Below are 26612 nucleotides of genomic sequence, written 5' to 3'. Positions count from 1 at the left end.
TGGTATAATAGATAATGTAGATCTTTTAATCATAAGCAATAAAAGGAGTGGTAAACAAATGTTCAAAACCTTAGGAAAGATTTTTGATAAAAATGAGATAGAGCTTAGAAAGGCAAAGAAGATTGTTGAGAGAATAAATGAACTTGAAAAAGAAGTAGTCAAAATGAGCTTTGAGGATATGAGAAATTACATACTTAAAAATAAGGGAGAAATAAAAGATGATAGTGAGCTTGATGAGCATCTGCAAAAAGTTTTTGCTTTTGTAAGAGAAGCAGCAAGACGAACCGTTGGAATGCGGCATTTTGATGTTCAGCTTATAGGTGGCATCGTGCTTCACAAAGGCAAGATTGCTGAGATGAAAACAGGAGAAGGTAAAACACTTGTGGCAACGGCTCCTGTTGTTTTAAATTCCCTAATGAACAAAAATATACACATGGTAACTGTTAACGATTACCTTGCAAAACGTGATGCTTTGTGGATGGGACCAATATATCTATCCTTAGGACTCAGGGTAGGCGTAATTAATACAACTGGTAAAGCATTCGAAGTTGTTTGGAAAAACCCAGATCTTGCCCAAAAGGGTTTAAAAGAAAACTACTGTGTATGGCCGGATAATTTTACTGGAGAATTTTTACCCGATGAAGCAAAAGTAAAAAAAGCTGTTGAGGCGTTTGAAGTTGATTTAATCGAAGTTAGTAAAAAAGAAGCTTACAAATGTGACGTAACATATGGAACCAATTCAGAGTTTGGATTTGACTATCTTAGAGATAATCTTGTGGTATCAATTGATGATAAAGTTCAAACAGGTCATTTTTATGCTATAGTGGACGAAGTTGATAGTATTTTAATTGATGAAGCACGAACACCACTGATAATAAGCGGACCATCGAAAAATAACGCGAGTGTTTACAAACAATTTTATCAAATAGCAAAACGTCTTGAAAAAGATAAACATTTCAAATTGGATGAAGAACACAGAACAGTTTTATTAACAGATGATGGAATAGAGTATCTTGAAAAATTACTTGGTGTTGAAAACTTGTATGACCCGGTGAATGTTAACAGTATTTATCACATAACAAATTCTTTAAAAGCGATTCATTTGTTTAAAAAAGACGTAGATTATATAGTTCACAACGGTCAAGTGCTGATCGTTGATGAATTCACAGGTCGTGTACTGCCAGGTAGAAGATACAGTGGAGGGCTTCATCAAGCGATAGAAGCAAAAGAAGGCGTACCAATAAAAGAAGAAAGCATCACGTACGCTACAATAACTTATCAAAATTACTTTAGAATGTACGAGAAGATAGCTGGTATGACAGGAACGGCAAAAACCGAAGAACAAGAATTCAAAACGATTTACGATATGGATGTTGTTGTGATACCTACTCATAAACCTATGATAAGAGTAGACAAAGACGATTTAATATATCGTTCTGTTGAAGAGAAATACAAAGCGATAGTTGAAGAGATAAAAAAACGTTATGAAAAAGGTCAACCCGTTCTTGTTGGTACAACATCGATTGAAAAGAGTGAAAAACTAAGTGAAATGTTAAAAAAGGAAAAAATTCCTCACCAAGTTTTGAATGCAAAATATCATGAAAAAGAGGCACAGATAGTTGCTCAAGCAGGTCAAAAAGGAATGGTCACAATAGCAACAAACATGGCAGGTAGAGGTACTGATATTAAACTTGGTCCTGGTGTTAAAGAACTTGGAGGATTGTTGATCATAGGTACCGAAAGACACGAAAGCAGACGTATTGACAATCAATTACGCGGTAGAGCTGGAAGGCAAGGTGATCCTGGAGAATCAATATTTTTCTTATCTGTTGAAGACGATTTAATGAGAATTTTTGGTGGAGATAAAATCCAAAAAGTAATGGATATGGTGAAGATTGAGCCAGGACAACCCATATACCATCCTTTGTTAACCAAGTTGATTGAGCAGATTCAAAAAAAGGTCGAAGGGATAAACTTTTCCGTTCGTAAGTACCTTCTTGAATTGGATAGTGTGCTTGATACCCAAAGACGTGCTATATATGGTTATAGAGACTACATACTTGAACATGATGTAGACAACTTTATGAATGAAGCAATTGAGAAATTTGTCGAATCTAGGCTTGATGAGTTTTGTACAGGTCCCGAATGGAACTGGGAAGGATTAAAGGATTCTTTTGCTGTTATAAGAGAGTTTGTTGAAGTGGACAAAAAAACGGATGACAGGGAGAAATTAAAAGAAGATTTGGTAAGTCAGATTAAAAAAGCTTACTTAAAAAAGAAAGAAGAATTTGGACTTGATGAATTTGAACATGTGGCAAGATTCATAGTATTAAGAGTAATAGATGAAAATTGGAGGCAATATCTTGAAGAAGTTGAACATGTTAAAGAATCAGTAAGACTTAGAAGTTACGGACAAAGAGATCCAGTTTTAGAATTCAAAAAAGAAACGTACAATATGTTTAACGACATGATGCTCAGAACATATGAACTTTCAGTATCTTACTTACTCAATCTTAGAAGAATTGATAATAGAGCTGAAGAAGAGTCCAAGAAAGAGCTTGCGCGTGTTAATACAATACACGATGAGTTTAAACTTATAGCAGAGGATAAACCTGCAGAAAAGAAACGCCCTAAGTTGAAAATAAAAAGAAATTAATGAAAGGAAGTGCCAGTAATGAAGATAGAAGGTGTGATATTTAAAGAAGGTGAAATTCCAAAAAAGTTATTTAAAGTAGTTTCGGGAACCGTAAGAGAAACAAGAAATAAGACTTATCACGACTTGAAAGCAGGAGATTATATTGCTCTTTTGGAGTATTTTACTGGACTTCCTCTCGAGGAAGATATCGTCGCTATTGATGAGTCTGAGATAGTTGACGTTAGTTGGGAAGAGGAATACACTGATATAATAAAGAAGACTGTTGAATTAAGAAGAATCATGTATCAGACGTCGATAGACGTGGAGAATATAGTCTTGGAAGACTTTGAATTTGAAAACGTTGATTTAGACGAATACTTGGATCAAATTGAAGCTCTGCTCACCTTATCGGCTGGCGAATTGCCCGATGACAAGAACGAGGCTATGAAAATGATTCAGCAACTTGAGGATGATAAATTAATTACAAAGGTGAACTTGGTTAGAAGATTTCTCGAAAAATTTCCACAAGAAACTGTGGGTGCAAGATTACTAATTGAAACCGCAGCAAAGGTATACATTATACTAAATGACAAGTTTTTGGCAAAAGCGTTACTCAAAAAGGTACTTCTTTACTTTCCACGAGAACTTGAATATTGTTATGAGGCGCTGAAAGCATTGGAGGGAATTTACAAAGATGAGGGAAATATCTTGTGGAGAAGGTTTAATAAAACATCCAAAGTTATTGAGGTGATGATGCGTGGAAACAGTTGATTTTTCACCTGGAGACGTTATTATCAAAAATGGTGAGAAAGGTGATTACGTTTATATAATTAAATCAGGAAATGTGAAATCAAAAGTTGGCTCATACGAATGCACTCTTTCAGAGAGAGAACCCGATGTTTTTGGACTTGAAGCGTTAATCAACGAAATTTACACTGAAACATGCACAGCTGTAAACCAAGTAAAAGTAATTAGGTGCGCAGTGAATGAATTCTTAGAAATATACGCAAAAACAGATCTTGGGAAGAAAGCACTTGAAAGTTTCATCAAAAGAACAGCAAAGGCACTTGGTTGGATTTGATGAAACAATATACACAAGATAGAATATTATCAGAATTTGAAGTTATAATCCCACTGTAGCAGGAGGTTTTTCATATGTTGACCAAAAGAATAGATCACATAGGTATTGCCGTAAGAGAGGCAAGCGAAAAGTTAAGGCTTTACAAAAATTTCCTTGGGCTTGAAGTTTCAGAAGTTGAAGAGCTTCCAGAACGTGGACTTAGGGTGTACTTTATAAAAGTTGGAGATACAAGGATAGAATTACTCGAACCTATGAATGATAATTCGGAAGTTTCTGGATTCTTAGAAAAAAAAGGTGAGGGTATCCACCACATAGCGTTTAACGTAGAGGGCATAGATGAAGCGGTTAAACTTGCCAAGGAAAATGGACTCCAGCCGCTCTCCGAAGAACCAAAAAAAGGAGCTTCAGGCACGAGGGTTTTATTTTTGCATCCGAAAACAACAGGCGGAGTTCTTGTCGAACTTGTAGAAGGTGAACATTGATTTTAAAACAGATGAAAGGAGTTGAAACATCGATGGATGAGCTAATACAAAAATTGAAAGAGTTGGAAAAAGAAATCGAAATTGGTGGTGGTCAAGAAAAAATAGAAAAGCAACATGCAGAGGGTAAATTGACAGCGAGGGAACGGCTCGAATTACTTTTCGATCCAGGTACATTTGAAGAAATTGACAAATTTGTAAAACACAGAAACACAACGTTCGGTCTTGATAAAATGAAATTACCAGCTGACGGGGTTGTCACAGGAATTGGTAAGGTTAATGGAAGACCTGTTGCTGCATTTTCACAAGATTTTACGGTTATGGGTGGTTCACTTGGTGAAATGCATGCAAAGAAAATAGCAAAAATAATGGATTTAGCAATGAAGCTTGGTATACCTCTTGTTGGTATCAATGATTCAGGTGGTGCAAGAATTCAGGAAGGTGTAGACTCACTTTATGGGTATGGTGAAATATTTTATAGGAATACGCTGGCATCAGGAGTAATTCCCCAAATAACAGTTATCTCTGGCCCTTGTGCAGGTGGAGCTGTTTATTCTCCGGCTATTACTGATTTTGTTTTGATGGTTGATAAAACAGCTCAAATGTTTATAACAGGTCCAAATGTTATAAAGGCTGTCACAGGAGAAGACATATCTAAGGAAGACCTTGGTGGTGCATATGTCCACAATTCAAAGAGTGGTAATGCACATTTTCTTGCGTTGGATGATAGACAGGCAATTGAAATGGTTAAAACTCTTCTTTCTTATATTCCTCAAAACAATATGGAAGAGCCCCCAGCAAAAGATGAATTTGCAAAGCCAGATTCATCAGACATTCATACGATAGTACCAATTGATTCAAAGAAAGGCTTTGATGTTAGAGATGTTATAAAAAGGATAGTCGATGATGGCGTGTTTTTTGAAGTTCACGAACACTTTGCTAAAAGTATTGTGATTGGGTTTGCGAGAATAAACGGTCATTCTGTTGGTGTAGTTGCTAATCAACCTAATTATTTAGCAGGTGTTCTTGATATAGATTCTTCTGATAAAGCAGCAAGGTTTATTAGATTCCTTGACGCATTCAATATTCCAATATTAACTTTTGTGGACACTCCAGGCTATTTACCTGGTGTAAAACAAGAACATGGTGGAATAATAAGGCACGGGGCGAAGCTACTTTATGCTTACAGTGAAGCAACAGTACCAAAGATAACAATAATTTTGAGAAAAGCATATGGAGGAGCGTACATTGCAATGGGAAGCAAACATCTTGGAGCAGATTTTGTTGCAGCATGGCCCACAGCAGAAATAGCTGTCATGGGTCCAGATGGTGCAGCAAATATTATATTCAAAAAGGATATAGACAGTTCTGAGAATCCAGAAGAAACACGAAAGCAAAAAATAGAAGAATACAGACAAATGTTTGCTAATCCGTACTTTGCCGCTTCAAGAGGATACATAGACGCTGTTATTGATCCAAGAGAAACAAGAGAATGGATAGAAAAAGCACTTGAATATGGTTCGACAAAAGTAGAACCAAGACCAAAGAAAAAACATGGGAATATACCGTTGTAAGATTAGTGAAATATTTTTTGCTTTTAATAGCGGGGTGATGAAATGGAAGGAGTAAACGAATTAACAGTAACAGTAGTTGGTGTTCTAACTGTTTTCGTTGTATTCGTAATACTTTATGCTATTTTTAAAATCATGGAAATGGTTGGAATCAGTCAAAACAAGAGGATGAAATTACCAAAGCAGATAGAGGAAAATACGCCAAAGGTAATTGGTTTTCACAATGTAGAAACTACTCAAAAAGACACAATAAACACAGAGCATGAAGAAATAGCTGCGGTATTCTCTGCAATATATTCGATTTTAGGGGAGGATGTAATTATAAAATCAGTGACTCCTGTGAAAAAAATAGCCAGTAAGAAAGGAAAAAGAGAATGGGAAGAATGGAGAATGTATGGCTGGAGAGGTGGAAATAGATGGTGAAGAAATTTCTTGTTAGAGTAAACGGTAAAGAATACGTTGTTGAGGTTGAAGAAGTTTCAAGTGCCCAATCATCAATTCATACTCAAAAGCTCCAAGAAACTAAGCAACCAATCGAAATGACGCAACCAGTTACACAAAATATGCAACAAGAAAACCAAACAAAACAGTTAGCTGAAGAAAAATCTGTAGTTCAGTCATCAAGTCCAACGTCAGAAAGTATGAAAATCCATGCCCCAATGTCTGGAGTCATTTTAAAAGTGCTTGTAAACAGTGGACAGAAAGTAGAGTATGGTCAGAAAGTTGTTATACTCGAAGCGATGAAGATGGAAAACGATATAGTGGCAGATAGACCAGGAATCGTGAAGAGAGTACTTGTTAAAGAGGGCGATACAGTCGACACAGGTCAAGTGTTAGTTGAATTAGAATAATATCGAGAAAATCAATAACAATAGCGGAATAAAAAAGCAGGCATAAAAGCCTGCTTTTTTATTAAAATTTTATTTTTTATATCATGGTACCATTAGTGTTAGTTTTACTTTCAGTACTTTTTGGCACACTTTTAGCAGTTGGTGATGTTAGGCTTCAGCTTGTTGGTCATGTTGGTCAAAGTGTTAGCTGGTCACAAACACTTACTTTCTCTGAAAGGCAATGGATTAGGATTTCCTGGGATAAGGTATTATCTGGACAGCTTGTCGTTGTTTTCTTTGGAGTTGAAAACATATCAAAATATCAAATGACTTCCAAGTAAAATTTGAATTTAGCTTCATGTCATTCTAGGAATAAAGATAAAACTGAAAAAAGGTGCCGTTTGTGGCACCTTTTTATTTCTCTGCAATTGAAGCTAGCAATTTTACAAACTCGTCGTACAATGTTTCTGAATAAAGCTGTGTTCTTTTGGAAAAATCAAGAAATACATCCCTTTCTTTCTCCACAATAGTCCAGTCTTTTCTTTTGATTGGTCCTGTTAATGCCATAGTTATGTCCATTTTTTCTATATTTTCACTTACCGTCCTTAAAAGCCTTGAAATTATTTTTCTTGAATTTTCATCATCAACTCCGATCTCCCTATACAGAAGGTATGAGATATATGCTAAACCTACGGGAAAATTACTTGAAATCACCGCAGCAAGGTGATACAGGACCTTTTTCTCAGAGGGGATAATAACATAATTTGCTTCTAAGAGTTGTACAAGATTTTGAGCGGTAGCAATACCTTTTTCTGTACCTTCTAAACCAAATAATACGTCCTTAAATAGGGTAGAATCACTTGCAACCGCACAATTAGGATGCATAGAAGCTGGGTTCCAATCATTTGGAAACACTGTCGAGGGGTGGAATCCACTGAAATGAATAGCAATTATATTCTCTATTTTTGAATAGAGTAACCTTTCTGCTTCTGGCAAAGTTGAATCATTTAACCCAAACAGCACTACGCCGTTCAACTTAAAATCGTCGTTGTAAGTAGCAGGTATTGCATTTAGTTCTTTGGAAACCAACTTTGCTTTCTCAAAATCACGTGATACAAAATACCCGAACTTTACTTTACCTTCAAGTTGTCTTGCTATTGAAAGTGAAACTTTTCCAAGTCCAACAATATTCACAAGCACGCTGAACTCTCCAATTTTTTAGTATCGATTCTTAGCTTCGCAAAACTTGCTTAATATGTACTCAACTATTTCTGAAACACTTTTTCCTTCTGGAATTCCATCTGACAGAATCTTTTGCACTCGTCTGTTCAAAATAGTTTCGGCGTGTTTCTTTCTTCTTCTTTCCTCTCTCTTGTAAATCTCTCCAGATTCGGCAAGGTAGTTTCTGTGTTTCTCAATTTCATTGTACAATTCTTCTATTCCCTTTCCAGAAGTGGCGATACACATGACTATTGGTTTCTTAGTATCTGAAAAAGAAAGTGTAGTTTCCAAGTTTAACTTCAACAAATCGGCACCTTCCATATCTGATTTGTTTATAACGAACACATCTGCGATTTCCATAATGCCAGCTTTCATAAGTTGTATCTCGTCACCGCTACCGGGTGATAGCACCAGGATAACTGTATCTGCCACAAAAACAATATCTATCTCACTTTGTCCTGCTCCAACAGTTTCAATTATTATATAATCAAATCCGTACAACTTATAAAGCAAAGTAACACCGAATATGGAATCGTTCAAACCACCTACATTTCCCCTACTTCCCATGCTTCTTATGAAAACATTGTCATCGGTGAAATGCCTCTTCATCCTGATTCTATCTCCTAACAGAGCACCACCAGTGAATGGACTGGAAGGATCCACAGCTATTATTCCAACTTTTTTTCCAACTTGTCTAAGGCGAGAAACATACGCATCTGTCAATGTACTCTTTCCAGCGCCAGGACTTCCCGTAAATCCAACAATGTGAGATCTACTATCTTTTAGCTTATTCCGATACTTCTCTTCAATTTTAAATATCAGTTCTGGTTCATTCTCGATTATTGTAATCGCTTTTGCAAGAGCAATCTGGTTTCCAAGAATCACTTGATTTGATAGTTCTAACAGTTTATCTTTTGTATTCATTGCATTTCTACACCTTGCTCAAGTACTTCCTTTATTTTCTGAACAACTTCAGAAATAGGAGTACCAGGTCCAAAGACAGCCTTAATTCCCATTTTCAACAATTCTTCAGAATCGTCAGCTGGGATAATTCCACCAACAAATACAGGTACGTGAAAATCGTACTTATCCATTAACTCAAGAATCTTTTTACAGACGCTCATATGCGCACCAGACAAAATAGAAAGTCCGATGATATCAACATCTTCTTGTATAGCCGCCTTGACAATTTCTTCCGGCGTTTGTCGTAACCCGGTGTATATAACCTCCATACCAGCATCTCTTAACCCTCTTGCCACAACCTTTGCGCCTCTGTCATGCCCATCAAGGCCAGGTTTCGCTATAAGTACGCGTATTTTTCGTTCCATACACCCCACTCCTTCTTGAAAAGTTTGTAAAATATACTATTATCCGTGTTAATATAACTCAAGTCAATTTTATCATGACGGAGATTATTTTCAAATGCAAAAAGTGGTGAAAAATAATTGAAAATAGTTTAGACAAAGCTAAACACTCGCTTTTCCAACCTAAGCCAATTTTCATGACATTCGAAAAAGAAAGTTGTATACTCCTAAATTGCAATTTTTAGTAAATTATAATTTAATATTTTCTCTATTCAAATTAACATTTATCGTATGAAACTTTACTGTAATTAGAAGTCATAAATTAGTTTAACATGCAATATTTGTAGGTTATTCTGCTATGATCTTGTTTTTTCTGAAAATGGAAAGGTGTGGAAGGGTGAGGAGTTTGATAGGTTCTTGGGAGACTTTTCAATTGATGAAGCTTCAGAGTTATCACCTTCTAAAAGAGAAATATTTATTTTCATGTACTTGCTAACAAAGCGTAAATATACGTATGTTAATCAATTAGCAGATTTTTTTGTGTTTGAAAGACAAGTTGATAGCTCAACCATAAAAAGATTTTGAAGAACTTAGCAAAGAAGTTACAACAGGATAAAAAATTCTTGATTCTAAATTACTGAGAGGTTTTGATGACGACTAGATTCAGTAGTTTAGGAATCTTGTGAACAAGATTTACAGTAATTTGTTACTCCAACTGAGAGGAGGCGTAAAGACATTTTGAAAGCTAAATTATACAGTTATCAACGAGAGAAAGATACTTTCTTCGTCAAAATTTTGGACGAACAGGAAGTAATAAATATGTTTAAATATGTTAGAGACGTTATACTAAGTCAGAAATTTTGTAGAGAGTTGATAGGAGGTATGGATAACGATATTCCAACGCAATCAATAGTTAGCATCGAAGTGATAGATTTTATCACAGATGGTTGAGATTATGTCTTTGATGGTCCCAATAAAAAGTATATTTAAAGCAATATGTGAAGCTAAAAGAATAAAGTTATGCACTCTCTATTCAACAACAGAAAAAAGTGGTGGTTAATTTCGACATTCCAGTAGATCTTCCTGGTGCCACCGGTGTATTTGCTTTAAGAATCTTGCAAGAAAAGGCAACGGTAGGTCAAGTTCAAGTAAAACTAAATTATATAGTTCCATTTTTTGTAAGATTTAGGAATATTCCTGTGTATCAATCGATAAAGATAACAAATATTTTTGTAAGAGACCTTTCAGAGGAACCTGATGATACTTACGGAGATTTTGAATCATTGATAACACCTGAAATAGAAAACAACGATAATATCTTCTTTCCTCCAAAGGGATTTGAAAACAACGATATCAGAAATTCCAATAGACTCTTTCGATTTAGTGATTTTTCCCGAAAGGAAAACTTACTATACATTCTACACTCCCTATGTTTTACCTAGGGATAAAAAGATGTTACCCCGTCTGGAAAATCTTATGATATGAATTTTCATACAAGTTCTTATCATTACTTTCTTCAGAAAATCAAAATATCTCATTTTATCCGAAGAAATTGACAATTTATCCCTATAAATCCGTAACATTTTCTATTAGAATAACGAATAGGATTTAAAGATATTGTTATACCACCAATATTAACAGAACTAACCGATGTTCACACTTTTTGTTTCTTCCGTGATCATAATTTTCTCCGACTCGTTGTAATACCACTGAATCACTATGTATTGGGCGATGTTTATTCTTTCTACAAGTATAAAAATATCACCGCAAGAACCTTAAAGTTCAGCATAAGCAACTCCGCTAAATGTTGTGCAGTTAAAAAATGGTAGCAGAATGATTCTGCTACCAGAAAATTTTAAAAATCATATTGTTATTTTGAATGTCATATAGTTTGTATCCACAATATCTTTGCTTTTTCTTTTCCAGGGTTTCTAAGGTAGTGTATACAATCGGCGGAATAATAGAAGCAATCTCCTTCATTGGCTCTATATTTCTTGCCATCTATATAAATCTCCACAGATCCTTCTATTACAAATCCAAACTCATCACCATCGTGATAATCCTCTTGTTCTGTTTGTGCTCCAGGTTCAAGCTCAACGATCTTTGCATCGATTTCCTTATCTTCTACTCCGTCCATAAGTATGTCAATTTTGACGCCTTTAGGTAATTCGTAAATTGGTACGCGCTCTATTTTTTTGAAGACAATTTTCTTAGGCTCGTCCGAGAAAAAATGTTTTAAATCTGTTCCGAGTACCCTTAATACACGCTCTAAGGTTTCTACGGATGGTGAAACTTTATCACTTTCAAGTTGTGATATAAAACTTCTCGACAAATCACATCTATCTGCAAGTTCTTCCTGAGTATACCCGCGTGCGATTCTCAATCTTTTTATCTTACTGCCAAGCTTCACTATCTCACCTCGTATCGGTTAAACGCATAAAATTGTTTGATAATCTCAAATTTAATTAAGAACGGCAGGATAAAACCTGCCGTTTACCAAAAATCTTATTCTTCACCTATGTACTTTTTAACAAAATTTGGAAGTGCGAAAGCAGCTACATGTATCTCCTCATTATAGTACCTTAAAGGTTCCTTGAAACTTTTTACTTTTTCAGGGTTGAAATCTTTCACTGGATGTATTTTAGATTTTGATGCGTATGTGTAAGACCAAATACCACCTGGGTAAGTTGGCATAAACCCAAGATACATCTTAGTTAGAGGAAAGTTTGATTTAATTCTTTTATAAGCAGTTGAACCCCACTCATAATCGTAGGTCATACCTTCAGTTTGTGCACAAAGTATTCCGTCTTCTTTTAGAGCCTCGTAACATGCTTTATAAAACTCAAGTGTAAACAAATGCCCACCTTCACCGGCAGTCGGATCTGTGGAATCGATTATTATAACGTCAAATTCATTTTTAAATTGTCTAACGAATTTTGCACCATCTTCATATACAAGTTCAACCCTTGGATCTGTTAATTTCGAAGCGGTGTATGGAAGATACTCCATTGCAGCCTTAACTACTAACTCATCTATTTCGCACATAACAGCTTTTTCAACACAAGAATGTTTCAAAACTTCTCTTATACTTCCACCATCTCCGCCGCCTATGACTAACACTTTTCTTGGGTTTGGATGCATGAACATCGGTACGTGCACAAGCATCTCATGGTACATGAATTCATCTATCTCTGTTGTCATTGTTATGCCATCAAGTGCAAAGACTCTCCCATAAAATGGTGTTTCAAATATATCTATTCTTTGATATTGACTTTGAGCGGAATAAATGTACTTGTTAACTCGCATAAAAAGACCACCAGGATCTTTTGAATACCATTCCATGTATATTATGTGTCTGCCTGTTTTTAATTCCTTTTCCAGTTCTTTGCTCACAGTTGCACCTCCTCGGAGATAAATTAAGCAAAGTTTGATGTATCAAGAACTTTTACAAACTTTCAACTAATTCTTCAACGTACGCTTTATGTGGGGCGTTTTCTGGAATACCAACTTCGTCGTATTTTCCTCTGAGGTGTTCAACAACATGGGCTCTCTGCGATTTGAAGATTTTCTTAAGATATGTAAATGCCTTCCAAGGATCAACATGATCACCGCATGTGAATAAGTCAACAGCTGCGTAACCATATTCTGGCCATGTATGAATTGTCAAATGCGATTCGCTTATTACAACTACACCGCTCACTCCATAGGGGAGGAACCGGTGAAAAGATGAGTTAACTATCGTTGCACCAGTTTCATAAGCAGCTTGTTTCATGTGAAACTCAATAGCGTCGATATTGTCGAGTATTTGCTTGTCGCAGTCATAAAATTCTGCTATGATGTGCCTTCCCAAACTCTTCATAACAATCCCTCCCCATCAGTATTTTTTGTCGTGTTAAGTATACATCCTTTAGTAACTTATATAGTCATGTCTACTTAAGTGAACAAAATACGTCAGTAGTACGAACAATATTATATACACTATTTTTGATTTTTATGGTTACGAAGATGTAAAAAATATGGTAAATTTTGGTTTAAAAAATGGTCTTTGATTCGATGGTGAAGTATAATATCATGCCATAAAAATCGCAAAATTAGAAATATTTAGCTGGTAAAAGGAGGACCGGATTACATGAAAACAGAAAAAAGGATTATGCTATTTACAACACTTTTCATAACAGGCATTGTTATTTCAAATGTTTTAGCTTCCAAAGTGGTCAAGCTTGGTATCTTTGTTTTTCCAGCGTCTATAGTGAGTTATACATTTACTTTTATACTTTCCAATATGGTTTCTGACGTTATTGACAGAAGATATTCCAAGTATCTTATATTTATGGGTTTCTTAGCACAAGCAACGGCAAGTGGACTCATTTTGGTTAGTTTATTTATGCCTGCGCTTTCAATTGAAAGATCAGAGGCTTACAAGCTTATACTTGGTACTAATTGGAGATTTACATTATCAAGTTTATTAGCGTATGGTGCATCGCAACTTGTAAATCATTACATATTCAACAAGGCCTTTTTCAAGAATACTTTCTTTTCAAACTTACTTTCTGTAGTCATAGCTCAGCTTGTTGATACTTTGGTATTTACTTACGCGGCATTTCTTGGTGTTTATCCAAGTCTTTGGTCTATGATATTGTCTCAATATGTAATTAAGGTTATAATAGTTTTGGCTATAAATCCTGTCTTTTTATTAACAAAAAGATTTAAGGAGTGACTCGGATGTATTTCTATGAATCATACAATTTAGACGGCGCAACGAATATGGCTATAGATGTTGCATTAGGTGAGGTTACAGATGATGTAACGGTGAGGTTTTATACCTGGAAGATTCCGACTCTTTCTCTTGGAAAACATCAAAAAATAGAAGATTTGAATTACGAGTACATAGAAAATCAAAAATTTGATATCGTTAGAAGACCGTCTGGAGGTAGAGCGGTTCTTCATTGGGAAGAGTTAACTTATTGTGTGATTATTCCAAAAAGACACGAGCTTTTTAATACAAAAGTTTTAGAGCTCTACCATTTTATATCAAAGATTATTGCCGGTGGATTAAATGATTTAGGATACCCTGTGGAACTAGTTGATGGAAAAAGAAAGTTATTGACTGACGTATGTTTTCAAGTTCCATCTGCATATGAGGTAGTTCTTGATGGAATAAAAGTAATAGGTAGTGCCCAAATGCGCACACAAGATTATATATTGCAACATGGATCTATCGTACTTGTACCTCATGATGAAATAAAGTACTGCTTTAAAAAAACGAGAGATCTTGAAATACCTATGAAAGGTCTCTATGACTACAAGTTTGTTCCGTTGAAAGATATTGTGGAAAGATTAAAGGTAGCCTTTGAAAAACACTTGGGCCCAACTAAACTTTTTCCATTTGAAGAGTTATTAAAAGCAAAGGCAAATGAATTGAAAGGTAGGTTCTTATGGAAAATGTAAATATAGATAATAAAGGTGTACTTTATGTGATAGGAACTCCTATAGGTAATTTGAAGGATATAACGCTGCGCGCTATAGAGACACTCCAAATGGTAGATTTAATACTAGCTGAAGACACAAGAAGAACTTTAAAATTACTCGAACATTTTGATATTAAAAAACCACTTGAATCTTTTAACGAGCATAATTCCAATAAAAAAATTGAAAAAATAATTCTGCAATTGAAATCTGGAAAGAAGATTGCTCAGGTAACCGACGCAGGGATGCCGGTTATCTCTGATCCTGGATGTAATTTAGTAAGAAGATGTCACGAAGAAGGTATAACTGTTAGAGTTATTCCTGGTCCAAGTGCGCTTACAACATCTGTAGCTTTAAGTGGATTCTCTGGGAGTCATTTTTATTTTGTTGGTTTCATGCCGAAAGATAAGAATAGAAGAAGGTTGTTGAGGAAATTATATGAAATTAGAGATTATGAATTAATAGACACTCTGGTATTTTTTGAGAGTCCCGAGAGGTTGGGCAAAACACTTCAAGATATACTGAACATATTGGGGAATTGTGAGATTTTTATCGCGCGTGAGTTAACTAAGATTTACGAAGAATCGTTTTTTGGGAAGGTTGAAGATGCTATTGAAAGATTTAAGCAAACGAAAGGTGAATTAACAGTAATTGTTAAAATAACAGATGCGATCAACAAAAATAAGACAGAGAGTGGAGAATGATGTTGCGGATCGAAACGGGTAAATACAAAGGAAAGATAATTAACACAGTGCCGGATTCAAGAACAAGGTACACGCCTGCTGTAATTAGACGCGCACTTTCGAGTATGATAGATTTTAACGGTAAAATTTGTGCTGATATCTGTTGTGGCAGTGGTATTGTAGGATTTGAAATGTTGAGTAACGGAGCAAGTAGTGTTACATTTGTTGACGCTTCCGCAAAAGCGATTTCTACTGTTAAAACTAACGCCAAACTCCTAGGAGTTGAAAGTATTGTGAACTTTTATAGAAATGATGTTAGAAGTTTTCTTGAAGAGTGCGGAAGAAAATTTGATTTAGTTTTTTCAGATCCTCCTTATGACTTAGGAATAGTAAAGGATATTGTTCAAAGGGTACACCATATAATGAATAATGATTCGATTTTTATTCTTCAATGTTCGAAAAGAGAAAAACCAAAAGAAGAAGACATAAAACTTTTAGAAGTAATTAAAACGAAGGAATATGGAGATTCTTTACTTTACTTCTTCGAAAAAAAGCAATTTGTGATATAATTGTGTAGGGGTGTTAATATGCCATTTGCATTTGCAAGGAAGGAAAAGGAAGTGATTGAAAAAATTATAAATCTTTCCTTTAAGACAGTTGAAGCCACGTTGGCTTTAAAAGAATATTTTAGTTGTTATTTCTCAGAAAATTGCGACAGAATGACCGAGTTTTTTTCTGCTATCAAGCGTATAGAACATGAGGCCGATGAGATCAGGCGATATATAATTTCAGAGACTTACAAGGGTTTGTTTTTACCCGACATGAGAGAAGTGATACATTCATTAAGTGAGAGCATAGACAAAATTGTGAACAAATGTGAATCTGTCAGCAAAATAATCGATTATCAGCGACCAAACATACCAAAAGATCTAAGAGATATGATTTTTTCTCAGCTTGAGTGCAGCATAAATGCGACAAAGTCTTTTTCTAATTCCGTTAAGGAACTTTTCAATAACATAGATAACGTTACTCCACTTATTTTGGAAGTTGAAAAATTAGAACACGAAGAAGATATTGTTGAAGAAAAACTGCTTAAAGAGATTTTTTTACTAGACATACATTTATCAGAAAAGATGCAACTGAAAGAGTTGGTCATAAATATTGGCGATATAGTTGACAGAACCGAAGATGCTTCTGACGTTCTGGAGGTTTTATTATTAAAATTGGTGTACTGAATCTATCAATATTGCTTTGTGTAATTTTCTGTGTTTCAGTTGGATTTGCTGAGGAATATTACGTGTATTACAACGGGATAGTCCCCGTTTATAGGTCTCTTTATGAAATAAAACCCTTTTTTGAATACACAAAAGTGGTAAAGCAATCTTGGAAAAGACCAGAATGTAAACTTGTTGAATTAAGAAAAGGCAAAGAACCTGTAATTCTTATTCATGGAATAGATCCGTATGAAATTTATGGGGAGTGGACTCTTTATAAAAAGCTCTTTGCAGAAAGTTGGTTAAGGTTATTGCCGGAAGTTTATGGGTTATACATTTTCATTTATCCATCATTAGATGTTCCTCTTGAAGAAAGTTCAGAAGTATTAATTAAAGAAATAAAAAGACTAAACTCAAAGGTCAACATTTACGCACACAGTATGGGTGGAATTTTAGTAAGATACGCTCTTCAAGATGAATCTTTCAGAAATCTTGTAATCAAAATAATATTTGCTGGTACACCACACATTGGTTCACCGTTAGCTAATTTTGTTCTTATGGACAAGTTAATTTTAAAACTTCATCATAAGTACAGTATTATAGAACCTATACTTTTATCTGCGAATGCTTCAGGAGTTTTTATTGAGGCACCAAACTACAAGTATGTAGCGGTGGGGTTCAATAACCCGGTTATACCTGATGGAGTAGAATTCCTAAATCTTGCTGGAGTTGTTGTTAATGAACCAACAGAAGTCCTTTTAAACATCGTTGATACAGAAATATTTTCTACTGCAGCGTTGTATGCGATCAGTACCGTTGTAAAAATTTTATATCCGGAAGATTCTGTGTACGTTCAAAGTGATGGACTTGTACCTCTGGTAAGCGCCACATATTTTGGAAGAGAAAAGGTTTTTCTAAATTGTGATCATGCCGATTTGGCTTTTGATAGAAGGGTTATAAATGAATCTATTCAGTATTTCTATAAAGAAAATTAAATTGGATATGCTAAGAGGTGTTAGACGATGAAGAAAGGTATCTACATTTCGATAATAGCTTTCATGATGTTCTTTATTCTTTATTCTTGTTCGATACCGTTTTTGCCGGAAGTTCCACCATCAAGTTACTCGTTGGAGGCTGCTATAAACGTACTTACAGGAAAGTATTACCTTCTTGATAGTGGTTATATAAATGGCTTTGGTGACATAAACCTTGAAGAAGGTAGGTATGCCGTGTTCGATGGGGTCGATGGTCTGTTTATGGTGTTTAGATATGAAAATCTTGATCAAGCGAGAGAAAATTGGAATAAGATTACGAAAAGGTATGGAAATCCATTTAAAATTAAATACGTGAAGATTAATATGCAAAGTTATGGTATTTTTACAATACGGCTTGAAAAAACGGATTTATATGCCTGGTACAAGGATAATTGGTTGGTAGTCATAACTGGCGATGGAGTTGAAAATTTCGTTAAAGATGTGAACAATATATATAAAACTATCAAAAGATAAGAACTGGTGATAACATGATAAATTACAGAATTATCGGAGTTGATGAAGCAGGTAGAGGACCTATATTTGGACCAGTGGTTGCTGCAGCGGTTTATTTTGATGATGGAACTTTAATTGAAGGTGTAACAGATAGCAAAAAGTTAAGTGAGGAAAAAAGGGAAGAACTTTACGAGAAATTATTTCTTAGTGCCAAATTTGGTATAGGCATTGCAACAGCCGAAGAAATAGATATGTACAACATACTTCATGCTACAGAAATTGCTATGAACAGGGCACTTGAAATACTCGCTCAATATATTGAGATAAAAGAAGTCTATGTTGATGGCAAAAATTTAAGACTAAATTTCCCTTGTAAATGTGTTGTTAAGGGTGATGAAAAGATATACCAAATTTCGGCAGCCTCCATATTAGCAAAGGTTACAAGAGACAGATTAATGAGAAAATTTGACGAACAATTTCCACAATATGGTCTTTCGAAAAATAAAGGATATCCTACGACTGAACATATTAAAGCTTTACGTGAGTATGGTCCTACACCGTATCATAGATTGACGTTTGATCCGGTTTTTAATATGATAAGCAAAAGTTTGTTAGATAAATGGCTTTCAGAAAGATTGATATCACTTGAAAGATACAAATTGCTTCTTGACTCTATGGAGGTGGACATGTTTGGAAACACACGAACCAAACACTTCAAACGTAAAGTCAAGTAAAAACTTTCATGAACTGAAAAAAAGTATATTAGATAAAGGATTTGTAAGACTTGTCGATATGATGGGGGATGATTATTCGGCAATATTGGCCGCTCGTGTTTCGTATGGGCAAGGACTAAAAACCCCAGAAAGGGACAAGGCGCTCATTATGTATCTTATGGAGCATGGACATGAAACACCATTTGAACATATTGTTTTTACATTTCATGTAAAGGCACCAATTTTCGTTGCTCGACAATGGTTCAGACATAGAATAGGTTCATTCAACGAGATTAGTCAAAGATACACGGAAATTAAAGAGGAAGAGTTTTATATACCACTAAACGTACGTGTAAATGTACCGGAAGACAGGCAAAAGGCAGTTGAAGTAAATGACAAAGATCTATTTGAAAGTGTTGTTCGTAAAATGGAAGTTTTATTTGAAGAGAGTTACAAAACTTACAAAGAACTTCTCGAGATGGGAGTTGCACGCGAGCTTGCAAGAATAGTCCTCCCTCTTGCTACATATACACAATTCTACTGGACAGTTAATGCACGAAGTTTGATGAATTTCTTAAGTCTAAGAGCGGACTCACATGCGCAGTGGGAAATTCAGCAATATGCATTAGCAATAGCGGAGTTTTTCAAAACAACTTGTCCTTGGACTTATGAGGCATTTGTTAAATATTCTTATAGAGGTGATATTTTGTGAAATTGGGGCAATTATTGGAACTTGTCGAGGGAGAGGTAGTGGTTTCTTGTGATTCGAACTTAGACGATATAGAAATAGAAAAAGTGGCAGCTTCCGATTTAATGAGCGATGTACTTGCGTTATCAGAGCCTGGTTCATTACTTGTAACTGGATTGGCAACACCTCAGTGTGTTAGAACTGCCGGTGTGGTCGGTATACCTGTTGTATTGATCGTTAGAAATAGGGAGATAATGCCAGAGACAAAAAAGGCAGCTGAGATGTCGAATGTTGTACTTTGTGTTACAAAGAAAGGTATGTATGAAGTTTGTGGATTGTTGTATCAGGCCGGTTTAAGGCCGGTTTATGGTCAAACTTGAAATTTGTACTTAATTTGGGAAGGTTACAGAGGTGAAGAAAAATGATGGTAAATCTTGAACCGCTTTATTCATCAATAGTTGAAAATATAAAAGAACGAGTAGCGGTTTTAACTAATCCACCAAAGCTTGCAGCTGTCACTTGTCAACCAGAGGCATCAACACTAGCTTATTTGAAAAGTCAAGAGAAACAGGCAAAACGTTTGGGAATAGAATTTGCTGTTTATGAAGCCCCGAAAATTTCCGATTTAAAATCACTGTTGCCAAAACTTTCAGCAGATTCTTCGGTAAATGGAATATTTTTAACACATCCACTTCCGGAAGGTATATCTGAATATGAAGCGGTTACGTTAATTTCTCCTGATAAAGATGTGGAAGGAAGACATCCTGCTAACTTAGGAAACATAATATATGATCATCCAACGTTTTCACCTTGTACTGCCGAGGCTGTACTAAGGATCATAAACTATCTGACCAGTCCGTCGGGAAAAAGGATAACTATTGTTGGTAGAAGTGTAACTGTAGGAAAACCTCTTGCGATGTTACTTTTGCAAAAGGGAATTGATGCTACTGTAACTGTATGTCATTCAAAAACTAGGAACATAGATGAAATTACTCAGAGTTCAGATATCGTTGTGGTTGCAATTGGAAAAGCGAAGATGTTGGGTAAAAATTATTTTAAACCTGGAAGTATAGTCATAGATGTAGGTATAAATGTTGAAGACGACGGAATATACGGTGATGTTGATCCTTCAGTTGCAGAAATATGTGAATTAACGCCAGTGCCAGGTGGTGTCGGTAGGATAACAACACTTGTTTTGATGGAACATACAGTAAGGGCAGCTGAAAAAGCTGCTGGGTTATAAGAATCAGGTTCAAAGAAATAATTTAAAGTTTATCAATACTACCGAAGGAGGGATTTTAGTGAAGCTGATTTTTGCAGGTGCACCGGATGCAGGAGCATCCACAGCAACATCTCAGACAACAGGTGGAGCAGGAGCATTGATGCAAATGCTCATAATGTTACTCATATTCTTTGCCATGATGTACTTTCTTGTTATTCTTCCACAAAGAAGAAGAGAAAAGGAATTCAAACAAATGATCGAGAGTATGAAAAAAGGAGACGTAATTGTTACAACAGGTGGTATCATTGGTAAGATTATAGACATAAAGAAAGACACGGTGAAGATTAAAAGTGCAAACACCACCGAACTTGAAGTTCATAAAGCCTATATTGCCAAGGTTGTGAAAGAAAAAGAAGAAACACAAGAAGAAAACGATAATTCCAAACAATAAGTATTAAAAGGAGGGTTACAGAATGCGAAGTGATCGCATAAGACTCATAGTCTCATTGGTACTACTGATCGCAGCCGTTGTGGCTTTATTTTTACCTGGAGGTAGGCCTGCTACGGGATTAGCTAAGCTGTTTAGTAGAATTAAACTTGGCTTAGATTTGAGTGGTGGGGTACGGCTTGAGTACAGGGTAGAAGTTGAAAAAGGTGCTGAAAATCCAAGTGCAGTGGTTGATGATGTATGGACAGTTTTAAGAAGCAGACTTGATTCCGCTGGTTACACGGAGGCGGTTATAAGGAAAAGCTTTCGAGAAAATAATTCCTTTATAATTGTTGAAATACCAGATGCCACTGACACAACATCTGCTGAAAAACTTGTTGGCTCAACTGGTCTTTTATGGTTTGGTCAAGCGATCGATGAGAGAACATCTGATCCAACGTTAAATCCAGATGATGTTAATTTGGCAACAAGAGAAGGTGCACAGTGGTACCCAGACAAAGATGGTAAGAAGTGGTATTTAATTAGGAAGGAAATAAACAATAGAAAAGATCTTATTTTATCAGGTCCAAAGATTATAGAAGCTATTCCTGTGATTGATCAAAAAGGAGTAGCAAATTATGTGGTTTCATTTACCTTAGACAGACAGTTTGTAGAAGTGTTTAAGAACATTACAAAAGAATTATATGTCCCTGAGCAAATTCTGAACAGTGGAGCAACACAATATCAGATAGCCCTCAAAAAGAGGTTAGCAATAGTCCTCGATGATAAAGTTCAATTTGTTGGATTTGTTGTAAGTCCTATAGAAGATGGTAAAGGGCAAATTAGGGGCAACTTCACGTTCGACGAAGCAAAAGAACTTGCAGCAATATTAAGAAGTGGTGCGCTTCCTGCAAGACTTGAAAAAACAACTGCAAGCTTAGTTTCTCCATCACTTGGAAAGGATGTGCTAGAACAATCTTTAAGGGCAGGTATAATTGGTGCTATATTAGTTATGGGATATATGCTAGCTTTCTACGGTGTAATGGGTATAGTTGCGGTAATTGGTATTTTCTATGCATTAATAATCATATTTGGTTTCTTAGCCGGTACAGGTGCAATACTTACCTTACCAGGTATTGCAGGTATTATATTCACTATCGGTACTCTTGTTGATGGTAACATAATAATTTACGAAAGAATCAAAGAAGAAATAAGAGCGGGAAAGACAACCAAAGCGGCTATAGAAGTTGCGTTTTCCAGATCGTTCTGGACCTTGTTCGATGCGAATTTGACAACAATCATTGCTGCTTTGTTCTTGTATTATTTTGGAACAGGTACTATAAAAGGGTTTGCAATAACAACAATAGTAGGTATATTCTCAGCGATGTTTATGAACCTTGTATTCAGTAAATTCTTGCTCGATGCAATGGCTGCAGAAATTAGAGTTAGAAAGACTGGGGGTGCGCAGTAATGAAAATTGATTTTGTTGGTAAGAGATACTACTTTATATCTTTGTCTATTGTTCTTATTGCCGTGTCTTTAATAAGCTTTTTTGTAAAAGGTTTCAACCTCGGTCTTGAATTTCTCGGTGGAAGCGAAATGGTAATAAAAACTTCCCAGAATATGACACTATCACAGATAAGGGAGAAGATATCATCGGTTGCTCCAGAGTTTGCCAAGGCTAGAATAATAGAAGTTCATGCACTTGGTCAGGCTGATGAAAAAACATTTTCAATAGTGGTTGCTCCAAAAGATGAAAAAGGTAGTTTAAGAGTATACTCTGCTGATGAAAAAGCTGAGCTTTCAAAAAAGGTTGAGCAAATTTTAAATACAAAGGTTGTATCTTTTAACGAAGTTAGCGGAGATGCTGCAAATGAAATAAAAAATCTTACATGGAAGGCAGTAGTCTTCACACTTATTGGTATACTTGCGTATGTAGCATTGAGGTTCAAATTTGCATTTGGAGTAGGTGCGGTCTTAGCACTTATTCATGATGTTGTGATTACCCTCGGATTTTTCTCAATCTTTGGCATTGAGATGAATATTGCTGCGATTGCGTCCCTTCTTACACTTGTTGGTTATTCTGTTAATGATACAATAATAGTTTTTGATAGAATAAGAGAGTTTGGAAGGAAGTTCAAAGGGAAGGATATGGCATCAATTGTGAATGATAGTATAAACTCAGTTATAATAAGAACTATAAACACATCACTCACAACTTTCTTCACCGTTCTGATGCTTTTACTTTTCTCAACTGGTAGTATCAAATCATTTGCTTTTGGAATGACAATAGGTGTTGTTGTAGGTACATATTCATCAATCTTTATAGCATCTCCGATAGTGATAAAGTGGGTTAAATCCCTGTAATTTTCAACTGATAGACTCGGGGGCACCCACAGTGCCCCCGTTTTTGTAATTTCTGTCGTTTTGAAATTTTTCTTGGGAGGTGATAACTTGGCAGTTTTAATTTCCTCGATCTTAGCAGGTGTGGTGTTAATTATTTATTTAACACTCTCTGTGCTGGACAAGAGTACTGGAAATGAAAAAACAGATAAGATCTCGAGAATTATTCAGACTGGTGCTCGTTCTTTCCTTTTCCAAGAATATGCTGTGTTTTTCCCAATAGTAGTGATTCTCTCCCTAATTTTTACCTTTTCAACAGGTTATAAAGCTGCTTTATCGTTCATGATAGGGTCGATTTTTTCTGTTCTTGCAGGTTTTTTTGGTATGATGATAGCAACAAAATCAAATGCGAGAACTGCTTGGGGGGCAACAAAAGGAGTTGGGGAAGCACTTGATATTGCTTTCTCAGGTGGAGCGGTTATGGGATTAACTGTATCAGTACTTGGGTTATTTGGACTTGCGTTGGTGTATCAGATATTCGGTTTGCAGGAAGTTAGCTTTTATTCGCTCGGTGCATCATTTGTGGCTCTATTTGCAAGAGTCGGAGGTGGAATATACACAAAGGCTGCTGACGTCGGAGCAGATATAGTGGGTAAAGTTGAAGCAAATTTGCCAGAGGACGATCCAAGAAACCCAGCCGTTATAGCTGATAATGTTGGGGACAATGTTGGAGATGTTGCTGGTATGGGTGCGGACCTTTACGAATCGTACGTAGGTTCGATCTTCTCTGGTATTGCACTTGGATACCTATTTTTTGGTGAAAAGGGAGTATTAAACACTCTTTATATTGTCGCGTTTGGATTGATTTCGTCTATATTAGCAATAATATTTGTAAAAGTTTTGTCGAAACTCAACACTGAACCGGCCCTTGCGTTAAGAAGTGGTACCATAGCTTCAAGCATTATATTTTTGATATTGTCATTTGCGTATGCAATTTTGGAGAAAAATTTGAATATATTTTGGATAGTTTTAATAGGTAACGTTGTAGGGGTTGCCATAGGGTTGATAACTGAATGGTACACATCGGGTAAAAAGGTTGAAAAACTCGCACACTCAGCTGCGATGGGACCTGCTAATGTGATAATTAGTGGAACTGCACTTGGCATGGAGTCAACAGCAGTAATAACTATATTGATAGCAATTGGTACACTTCTGTCCTACAAGATAGCAGAACTTTACGGAATAGCGATGGCAGGTGTAGGGATGCTTGCAACACTTGCGATGAATCTTTCTGTAGACGCGTACGGTCCCATAGCTGATAATGCCGGTGGTGTGGCTGAAATGTCTGGACTTGACAAAAGTGTCCGTGCAATTACGGATAAACTCGACGCACTTGGTAACACGACAGCCGCCATGGGAAAAGGATTTGCTATAGGTTCTGCTGCTTTGACGGCTATAGCCTTATTTGCAAACTTTGGTTCGGCGGCGCGTATACAAGAACTACAACTTCAAGATCCAAAGATGTTTATTGGAGCACTTATAGGTGCTATGTTGACATTTTTCTTCTCTGCTTTGACAATGAACGCTGTTGGTGATGCCGCAAACGATATGGTTGAGGAAATAAGAAGACAAATAAGAGAAATTCCTGGAATTTTATTAGGTGGTGCTGAGCCAGATTATCAAAGCTGTATAAAAATAGCTACAAAAGGTGCACTAAAGCGAATGGTATTGCCATCGATACTTGCTATATTATCACCCATAATACTTATGGTAGGCTTAGGCGTGCAATCAGTTGCTGGGTTATTGATAGGTTCCACTGTTACTGGAGTTGCACTCGCTATCTTTATGGCAAACTCTGGTGGTGCATGGGACAATGCAAAAAAATATGTAGAAGAAGGGCACCTTGGTGGGAAAGGTTCATTTGCACATAAAGCTACGGTAGTTGGTGACACAGTAGGCGATCCATACAAGGATACCGCAGGACCTTCTCTGAACATACTGATAAAATTAATGGCAATAACATCCATAGTTTTTTATTCAATAGTGGGGAGGTGGTTATAAATGAGAAGAATAGGTGTGTTGTCTGTTGGTAACGATTGCCCTGGATTGAATGCAGCTATAAGATCTATTGTTGTTAATGCAATTGAACAAGAAATAGAAGTCATGGGAATAAAAGACGGCTTTGAAGGACTATTAAAAGATAAAGTGGATATACTTGTGAGAAACAATGTATCGGGGATACTTCACCAGGGTGGTACAATACTTGGTACTTCCCTTTTTATTCCAGAGAAAGATGAAGAACTTGTAGCCATTAAAAACAAGACAATTCAATATGGAATCACTGGTTACTTACTCCTTGGTGGACGAAATGCAGTTAGAAGTGCACTGAATTTACAGAAATATGGTATACCAAGCATCTTAGTTCCAGCAACAATAGATAACGATTTATCATTTACGGACTTTTCCATTGGCTTTATCACTGCATTAGAACATGTAACACAGGCACTTGATATTATACACTCAACGGCGGAATCACACCATCGGGTTATGATTGTAAAAACAATGGGTGCTCCTGGTGGATGGCTTGCAACATTTGGTGGACTTGCTGGAGGGGCAGATTTTGTTGTCACTAACTCTGACGTACTAGAACCGAAGGAACTTATAAGAACTATACAACACAGATACGAAAGTGGTAAGCGATTTTCCATAGTAGTTGTCGAAGATGGTGTGCAACTACCAGAAGAGATATTGGAAGAATGTAAATGTTCTTATGAAACAGACCCTGCCGAAGTAATAGGGTTATACATCGGTAAAAAGCTTGAACTTGAGTGGAGGTACACAAATCTTGGATACATTCAAAGAGGTGGTACACCTGCAGCAATAGACAGAATAATAGCAACTCAAATGAGTTCAAGGGCTGTTGAGCTTGTAAAAATGGGCAAATTTTACCATGCAGTTGGTATAAAAGGTTTCATAGTTACAGAAGTACCATACAGTGAAACATTGCTGAATATCCGACCTGTAGATTATTATATAAAGCAACTCGCCAAGCGATTCTACTAATTTACATCTCAATGAGTGTAACAAAAATAAGATCTGTAAAACGTAATTTTGTTGGCCAAAAAAATGGTTATAATGTAGCTGAAAGCTTTATCTATGGGAAAACTCCTTCACGATTAAACAAAACAAAGCGGCTTGTACTAAAGCCGCTTTCTTTTTTAAAAAAGCTCTATCACACGCTTAGAGAC

General features: G+C 36.1%; 33 protein-coding genes. 27 read left to right on the top strand and 6 right to left on the bottom strand.

Features of this window, described 5'->3' with window-relative positions; translation table 11 throughout:
• Nucleotides 1-58 precede the first annotated feature (58 nt).
• The 8 genes from N2Z58_07365 (at nucleotide 59) to N2Z58_07330 (ending at nucleotide 6937) form a co-directional block, all read left to right on the top strand.
• Complete coding sequence (locus N2Z58_07365) at nucleotides 59-2656, top strand: preprotein translocase subunit SecA (protein ID MCX7654473.1); 2598 nt, start codon at nucleotides 59-61, stop codon at nucleotides 2654-2656.
• An 18-nt stretch (nucleotides 2657-2674) separates the two neighbouring features.
• Nucleotides 2675-3406 (top strand): cyclic nucleotide-binding domain-containing protein, encoded by a 732-nt coding sequence (locus N2Z58_07360; protein ID MCX7654472.1) that lies wholly within the window; start codon nucleotides 2675-2677, stop codon nucleotides 3404-3406.
• Nucleotides 3393-3716, top strand: coding sequence for a cyclic nucleotide-binding domain-containing protein (locus tag N2Z58_07355; GenBank protein ID MCX7654471.1), 324 nt, complete (start codon nucleotides 3393-3395; stop codon nucleotides 3714-3716). The genes N2Z58_07360 and N2Z58_07355 overlap by 14 nt, the downstream gene beginning before the upstream one ends.
• A 74-nt stretch (nucleotides 3717-3790) precedes the next feature.
• Nucleotides 3791-4198 carry a methylmalonyl-CoA epimerase gene (gene mce, locus N2Z58_07350; protein ID MCX7654470.1) on the top strand — a complete coding sequence of 136 codons (408 nt, stop codon included), beginning with the start codon at nucleotides 3791-3793 and terminating at the stop codon, nucleotides 4196-4198.
• A gap of 32 nt (nucleotides 4199-4230) precedes the next feature.
• Nucleotides 4231-5769 (top strand): methylmalonyl-CoA carboxyltransferase, encoded by a 1539-nt coding sequence (locus N2Z58_07345; GenBank protein MCX7654469.1) that lies wholly within the window; start codon nucleotides 4231-4233, stop codon nucleotides 5767-5769.
• Nucleotides 5770-5811: 42 nt separating this feature from the next.
• Nucleotides 5812-6189 (top strand): OadG family transporter subunit, encoded by a 378-nt coding sequence (locus tag N2Z58_07340; protein MCX7654468.1) that lies wholly within the window; start codon nucleotides 5812-5814, stop codon nucleotides 6187-6189.
• The gene (locus tag N2Z58_07335; protein MCX7654467.1) at nucleotides 6183-6617 is read left to right on the top strand and encodes a biotin/lipoyl-binding protein; all 435 of its coding nucleotides are present in this window, start codon (nucleotides 6183-6185) and stop codon (nucleotides 6615-6617) included. Before N2Z58_07340 ends, N2Z58_07335 begins: the two co-directional genes overlap by 7 nt.
• Before the next feature lie 95 nt (nucleotides 6618-6712).
• Nucleotides 6713-6937 carry a hypothetical protein gene (locus N2Z58_07330; GenBank protein MCX7654466.1) on the top strand — a complete coding sequence of 75 codons (225 nt, stop codon included), beginning with the start codon at nucleotides 6713-6715 and terminating at the stop codon, nucleotides 6935-6937.
• Nucleotides 6938-7010: 73 nt separating this feature from the next.
• Here N2Z58_07330 and N2Z58_07325 read toward each other — a convergent pair whose 3' ends face one another.
• The 3 genes from N2Z58_07325 to N2Z58_07315 are packed head-to-tail and all read right to left on the bottom strand — an operon-like array spanning nucleotide 7011 to nucleotide 9145.
• Nucleotides 7011-7796 (bottom strand): DUF2520 domain-containing protein, encoded by a 786-nt coding sequence (locus N2Z58_07325; protein MCX7654465.1) that lies wholly within the window; start codon nucleotides 7794-7796, stop codon nucleotides 7011-7013.
• Nucleotides 7797-7814: 18 nt separating this feature from the next.
• A complete protein-coding gene (gene meaB, locus N2Z58_07320; protein ID MCX7654464.1) occupies nucleotides 7815-8741 on the bottom strand; it encodes a methylmalonyl Co-A mutase-associated GTPase MeaB in 927 nt (308 codons plus the stop codon).
• Nucleotides 8738-9145 (bottom strand): cobalamin B12-binding domain-containing protein, encoded by a 408-nt coding sequence (locus N2Z58_07315; GenBank protein MCX7654463.1) that lies wholly within the window; start codon nucleotides 9143-9145, stop codon nucleotides 8738-8740. Before N2Z58_07315 ends, meaB begins: the two co-directional genes overlap by 4 nt.
• A gap of 363 nt (nucleotides 9146-9508) precedes the next feature.
• Here N2Z58_07315 and N2Z58_07310 point away from each other — a divergent pair, with 363 nt between their 5' ends.
• The 3 genes from N2Z58_07310 to N2Z58_07300 all read left to right on the top strand — a co-directional run bounded on the left by N2Z58_07310 (nucleotide 9509) and on the right by N2Z58_07300 (nucleotide 10563).
• The gene (locus tag N2Z58_07310; GenBank protein MCX7654462.1) at nucleotides 9509-9706 is read left to right on the top strand and encodes a hypothetical protein; all 198 of its coding nucleotides are present in this window, start codon (nucleotides 9509-9511) and stop codon (nucleotides 9704-9706) included.
• A 153-nt stretch (nucleotides 9707-9859) separates the two neighbouring features.
• On the top strand, nucleotides 9860-10072 hold the full coding sequence (locus N2Z58_07305; GenBank protein ID MCX7654461.1) for a hypothetical protein: 213 nt from the start codon (nucleotides 9860-9862) through the stop codon (nucleotides 10070-10072).
• A gap of 101 nt (nucleotides 10073-10173) precedes the next feature.
• The gene (locus N2Z58_07300) at nucleotides 10174-10563 is read left to right on the top strand and encodes a hypothetical protein (GenBank protein MCX7654460.1); all 390 of its coding nucleotides are present in this window, start codon (nucleotides 10174-10176) and stop codon (nucleotides 10561-10563) included.
• 440 nt (nucleotides 10564-11003) lie between these two features.
• Here the strand turns inward: N2Z58_07300 and N2Z58_07295 are convergent, their stop codons facing one another.
• From N2Z58_07295 to speD, 3 genes are all read right to left on the bottom strand, one after another.
• Nucleotides 11004-11531: an XRE family transcriptional regulator gene (locus N2Z58_07295; protein ID MCX7654459.1), complete on the bottom strand. Its 528-nt coding sequence runs from the start codon at nucleotides 11529-11531 to the stop codon at nucleotides 11004-11006.
• A 95-nt stretch (nucleotides 11532-11626) separates the two neighbouring features.
• Nucleotides 11627-12463 carry a polyamine aminopropyltransferase gene (gene speE, locus N2Z58_07290; GenBank protein ID MCX7654458.1) on the bottom strand — a complete coding sequence of 279 codons (837 nt, stop codon included), beginning with the start codon at nucleotides 12461-12463 and terminating at the stop codon, nucleotides 11627-11629.
• Nucleotides 12464-12566: 103 nt separating this feature from the next.
• The gene (speD, locus tag N2Z58_07285; protein ID MCX7654457.1) at nucleotides 12567-12980 is read right to left on the bottom strand and encodes an adenosylmethionine decarboxylase; all 414 of its coding nucleotides are present in this window, start codon (nucleotides 12978-12980) and stop codon (nucleotides 12567-12569) included.
• A gap of 270 nt (nucleotides 12981-13250) precedes the next feature.
• On the opposite strand from speD, the gene N2Z58_07280 reads away from it, so the two are divergent.
• The 16 genes from N2Z58_07280 to N2Z58_07205 all read left to right on the top strand — a co-directional run bounded on the left by N2Z58_07280 (nucleotide 13251) and on the right by N2Z58_07205 (nucleotide 26427).
• Nucleotides 13251-13838 carry a queuosine precursor transporter gene (locus tag N2Z58_07280; protein ID MCX7654456.1) on the top strand — a complete coding sequence of 196 codons (588 nt, stop codon included), beginning with the start codon at nucleotides 13251-13253 and terminating at the stop codon, nucleotides 13836-13838.
• Between the two features lie 5 nt (nucleotides 13839-13843).
• Nucleotides 13844-14569 (top strand): lipoate--protein ligase family protein, encoded by a 726-nt coding sequence (locus N2Z58_07275; GenBank protein MCX7654455.1) that lies wholly within the window; start codon nucleotides 13844-13846, stop codon nucleotides 14567-14569.
• Nucleotides 14557-15291 (top strand): 16S rRNA (cytidine(1402)-2'-O)-methyltransferase, encoded by a 735-nt coding sequence (gene rsmI, locus N2Z58_07270; GenBank protein ID MCX7654454.1) that lies wholly within the window; start codon nucleotides 14557-14559, stop codon nucleotides 15289-15291. Before N2Z58_07275 ends, rsmI begins: the two co-directional genes overlap by 13 nt.
• Entirely contained in the window at nucleotides 15291-15839 is a 549-nt protein-coding gene (locus N2Z58_07265) for an RsmD family RNA methyltransferase (GenBank protein ID MCX7654453.1), read from the top strand. Before rsmI ends, N2Z58_07265 begins: the two co-directional genes overlap by 1 nt.
• Nucleotides 15840-15857: 18 nt before the next feature.
• Complete coding sequence (locus N2Z58_07260; protein ID MCX7654452.1) at nucleotides 15858-16505, top strand: TIGR00153 family protein; 648 nt, start codon at nucleotides 15858-15860, stop codon at nucleotides 16503-16505.
• A gap of 62 nt (nucleotides 16506-16567) precedes the next feature.
• A complete protein-coding gene (locus N2Z58_07255; protein ID MCX7654451.1) occupies nucleotides 16568-17479 on the top strand; it encodes an acetyltransferase in 912 nt (303 codons plus the stop codon).
• Between the two features lie 27 nt (nucleotides 17480-17506).
• The gene (locus tag N2Z58_07250) at nucleotides 17507-17992 is read left to right on the top strand and encodes a DUF3242 domain-containing protein (protein MCX7654450.1); all 486 of its coding nucleotides are present in this window, start codon (nucleotides 17507-17509) and stop codon (nucleotides 17990-17992) included.
• A gap of 14 nt (nucleotides 17993-18006) precedes the next feature.
• Nucleotides 18007-18705, top strand: coding sequence for a ribonuclease HII (locus N2Z58_07245; protein ID MCX7654449.1), 699 nt, complete (start codon nucleotides 18007-18009; stop codon nucleotides 18703-18705).
• A 13-nt stretch (nucleotides 18706-18718) separates the two neighbouring features.
• Complete coding sequence (thyX, locus tag N2Z58_07240; GenBank protein ID MCX7654448.1) at nucleotides 18719-19396, top strand: FAD-dependent thymidylate synthase; 678 nt, start codon at nucleotides 18719-18721, stop codon at nucleotides 19394-19396.
• Nucleotides 19393-19752, top strand: coding sequence for a hypothetical protein (locus N2Z58_07235; GenBank protein MCX7654447.1), 360 nt, complete (start codon nucleotides 19393-19395; stop codon nucleotides 19750-19752). The genes thyX and N2Z58_07235 overlap by 4 nt, the downstream gene beginning before the upstream one ends.
• Nucleotides 19753-19793: 41 nt before the next feature.
• The gene (locus N2Z58_07230) at nucleotides 19794-20615 is read left to right on the top strand and encodes a bifunctional 5,10-methylenetetrahydrofolate dehydrogenase/5,10-methenyltetrahydrofolate cyclohydrolase (GenBank protein MCX7654446.1); all 822 of its coding nucleotides are present in this window, start codon (nucleotides 19794-19796) and stop codon (nucleotides 20613-20615) included.
• Nucleotides 20616-20667: 52 nt separating this feature from the next.
• Nucleotides 20668-21045 (top strand): preprotein translocase subunit YajC, encoded by a 378-nt coding sequence (gene yajC / locus N2Z58_07225; protein ID MCX7654445.1) that lies wholly within the window; start codon nucleotides 20668-20670, stop codon nucleotides 21043-21045.
• A gap of 22 nt (nucleotides 21046-21067) precedes the next feature.
• The gene (secD, locus tag N2Z58_07220; protein ID MCX7654444.1) at nucleotides 21068-22492 is read left to right on the top strand and encodes a protein translocase subunit SecD; all 1425 of its coding nucleotides are present in this window, start codon (nucleotides 21068-21070) and stop codon (nucleotides 22490-22492) included.
• The gene (secF, locus tag N2Z58_07215) at nucleotides 22492-23388 is read left to right on the top strand and encodes a protein translocase subunit SecF (protein MCX7654443.1); all 897 of its coding nucleotides are present in this window, start codon (nucleotides 22492-22494) and stop codon (nucleotides 23386-23388) included. Before secD ends, secF begins: the two co-directional genes overlap by 1 nt.
• A gap of 87 nt (nucleotides 23389-23475) precedes the next feature.
• Nucleotides 23476-25425 (top strand): sodium-translocating pyrophosphatase, encoded by a 1950-nt coding sequence (locus tag N2Z58_07210; GenBank protein ID MCX7654442.1) that lies wholly within the window; start codon nucleotides 23476-23478, stop codon nucleotides 25423-25425.
• Nucleotides 25426-26427 (top strand): ATP-dependent 6-phosphofructokinase, encoded by a 1002-nt coding sequence (locus tag N2Z58_07205; GenBank protein ID MCX7654441.1) that lies wholly within the window; start codon nucleotides 25426-25428, stop codon nucleotides 26425-26427. It abuts the gene before it with no gap.
• Nucleotides 26428-26612: the final 185 nt, after the last annotated feature.

It is taken from the genome of Fervidobacterium sp. (genome assembly GCA_026419195.1).
Classification (GTDB): Bacteria; Thermotogota; Thermotogae; order Thermotogales; family Fervidobacteriaceae; genus Fervidobacterium.
The sequence above is the reverse complement of the archived record's forward strand: the minus strand, read 5'-3'. Positions and strand labels throughout refer to the sequence as shown.

Excerpts from the sequence above, each read along its gene's own strand:
- speE (MCX7654458.1), bottom strand. The coding sequence starts at position 12,463 with ATGGAATGGTATTCAAAAGATCCTGGTGGTCTTTTTATGCGAGTTAAC.
- N2Z58_07315 (MCX7654463.1), bottom strand. The coding sequence starts at position 9,145 with ATGGAACGAAAAATACGCGTACTTATAGCGAAACCTGGCCTTGATGGG.
- N2Z58_07345 (MCX7654469.1), top strand. The coding sequence starts at position 4,231 with ATGGATGAGCTAATACAAAAATTGAAAGAGTTGGAAAAAGAAATCGAA.
- meaB (MCX7654464.1), bottom strand. The coding sequence starts at position 8,741 with ATGAATACAAAAGATAAACTGTTAGAACTATCAAATCAAGTGATTCTT.
- N2Z58_07360 (MCX7654472.1), top strand. The coding sequence starts at position 2,675 with ATGAAGATAGAAGGTGTGATATTTAAAGAAGGTGAAATTCCAAAAAAG.
- speD (MCX7654457.1), bottom strand. The coding sequence starts at position 12,980 with ATGAAGAGTTTGGGAAGGCACATCATAGCAGAATTTTATGACTGCGAC.
- N2Z58_07230 (MCX7654446.1), top strand. The coding sequence starts at position 19,794 with ATGATGGTAAATCTTGAACCGCTTTATTCATCAATAGTTGAAAATATA.
- N2Z58_07250 (MCX7654450.1), top strand. The coding sequence starts at position 17,507 with ATGAAGAAAGGTATCTACATTTCGATAATAGCTTTCATGATGTTCTTT.
- N2Z58_07205 (MCX7654441.1), top strand. The coding sequence starts at position 25,426 with ATGAGAAGAATAGGTGTGTTGTCTGTTGGTAACGATTGCCCTGGATTG.
- N2Z58_07365 (MCX7654473.1), top strand. The coding sequence starts at position 59 with ATGTTCAAAACCTTAGGAAAGATTTTTGATAAAAATGAGATAGAGCTT.
- N2Z58_07280 (MCX7654456.1), top strand. The coding sequence starts at position 13,251 with ATGAAAACAGAAAAAAGGATTATGCTATTTACAACACTTTTCATAACA.
- N2Z58_07260 (MCX7654452.1), top strand. The coding sequence starts at position 15,858 with ATGCCATTTGCATTTGCAAGGAAGGAAAAGGAAGTGATTGAAAAAATT.
- secD (MCX7654444.1), top strand. The coding sequence starts at position 21,068 with ATGCGAAGTGATCGCATAAGACTCATAGTCTCATTGGTACTACTGATC.
- mce (MCX7654470.1), top strand. The coding sequence starts at position 3,791 with ATGTTGACCAAAAGAATAGATCACATAGGTATTGCCGTAAGAGAGGCA.
- N2Z58_07245 (MCX7654449.1), top strand. The coding sequence starts at position 18,007 with ATGATAAATTACAGAATTATCGGAGTTGATGAAGCAGGTAGAGGACCT.
- N2Z58_07275 (MCX7654455.1), top strand. The coding sequence starts at position 13,844 with ATGTATTTCTATGAATCATACAATTTAGACGGCGCAACGAATATGGCT.
- rsmI (MCX7654454.1), top strand. The coding sequence starts at position 14,557 with ATGGAAAATGTAAATATAGATAATAAAGGTGTACTTTATGTGATAGGA.
- N2Z58_07340 (MCX7654468.1), top strand. The coding sequence starts at position 5,812 with ATGGAAGGAGTAAACGAATTAACAGTAACAGTAGTTGGTGTTCTAACT.
- N2Z58_07335 (MCX7654467.1), top strand. The coding sequence starts at position 6,183 with ATGGTGAAGAAATTTCTTGTTAGAGTAAACGGTAAAGAATACGTTGTT.
- N2Z58_07265 (MCX7654453.1), top strand. The coding sequence starts at position 15,291 with ATGTTGCGGATCGAAACGGGTAAATACAAAGGAAAGATAATTAACACA.
- secF (MCX7654443.1), top strand. The coding sequence starts at position 22,492 with ATGAAAATTGATTTTGTTGGTAAGAGATACTACTTTATATCTTTGTCT.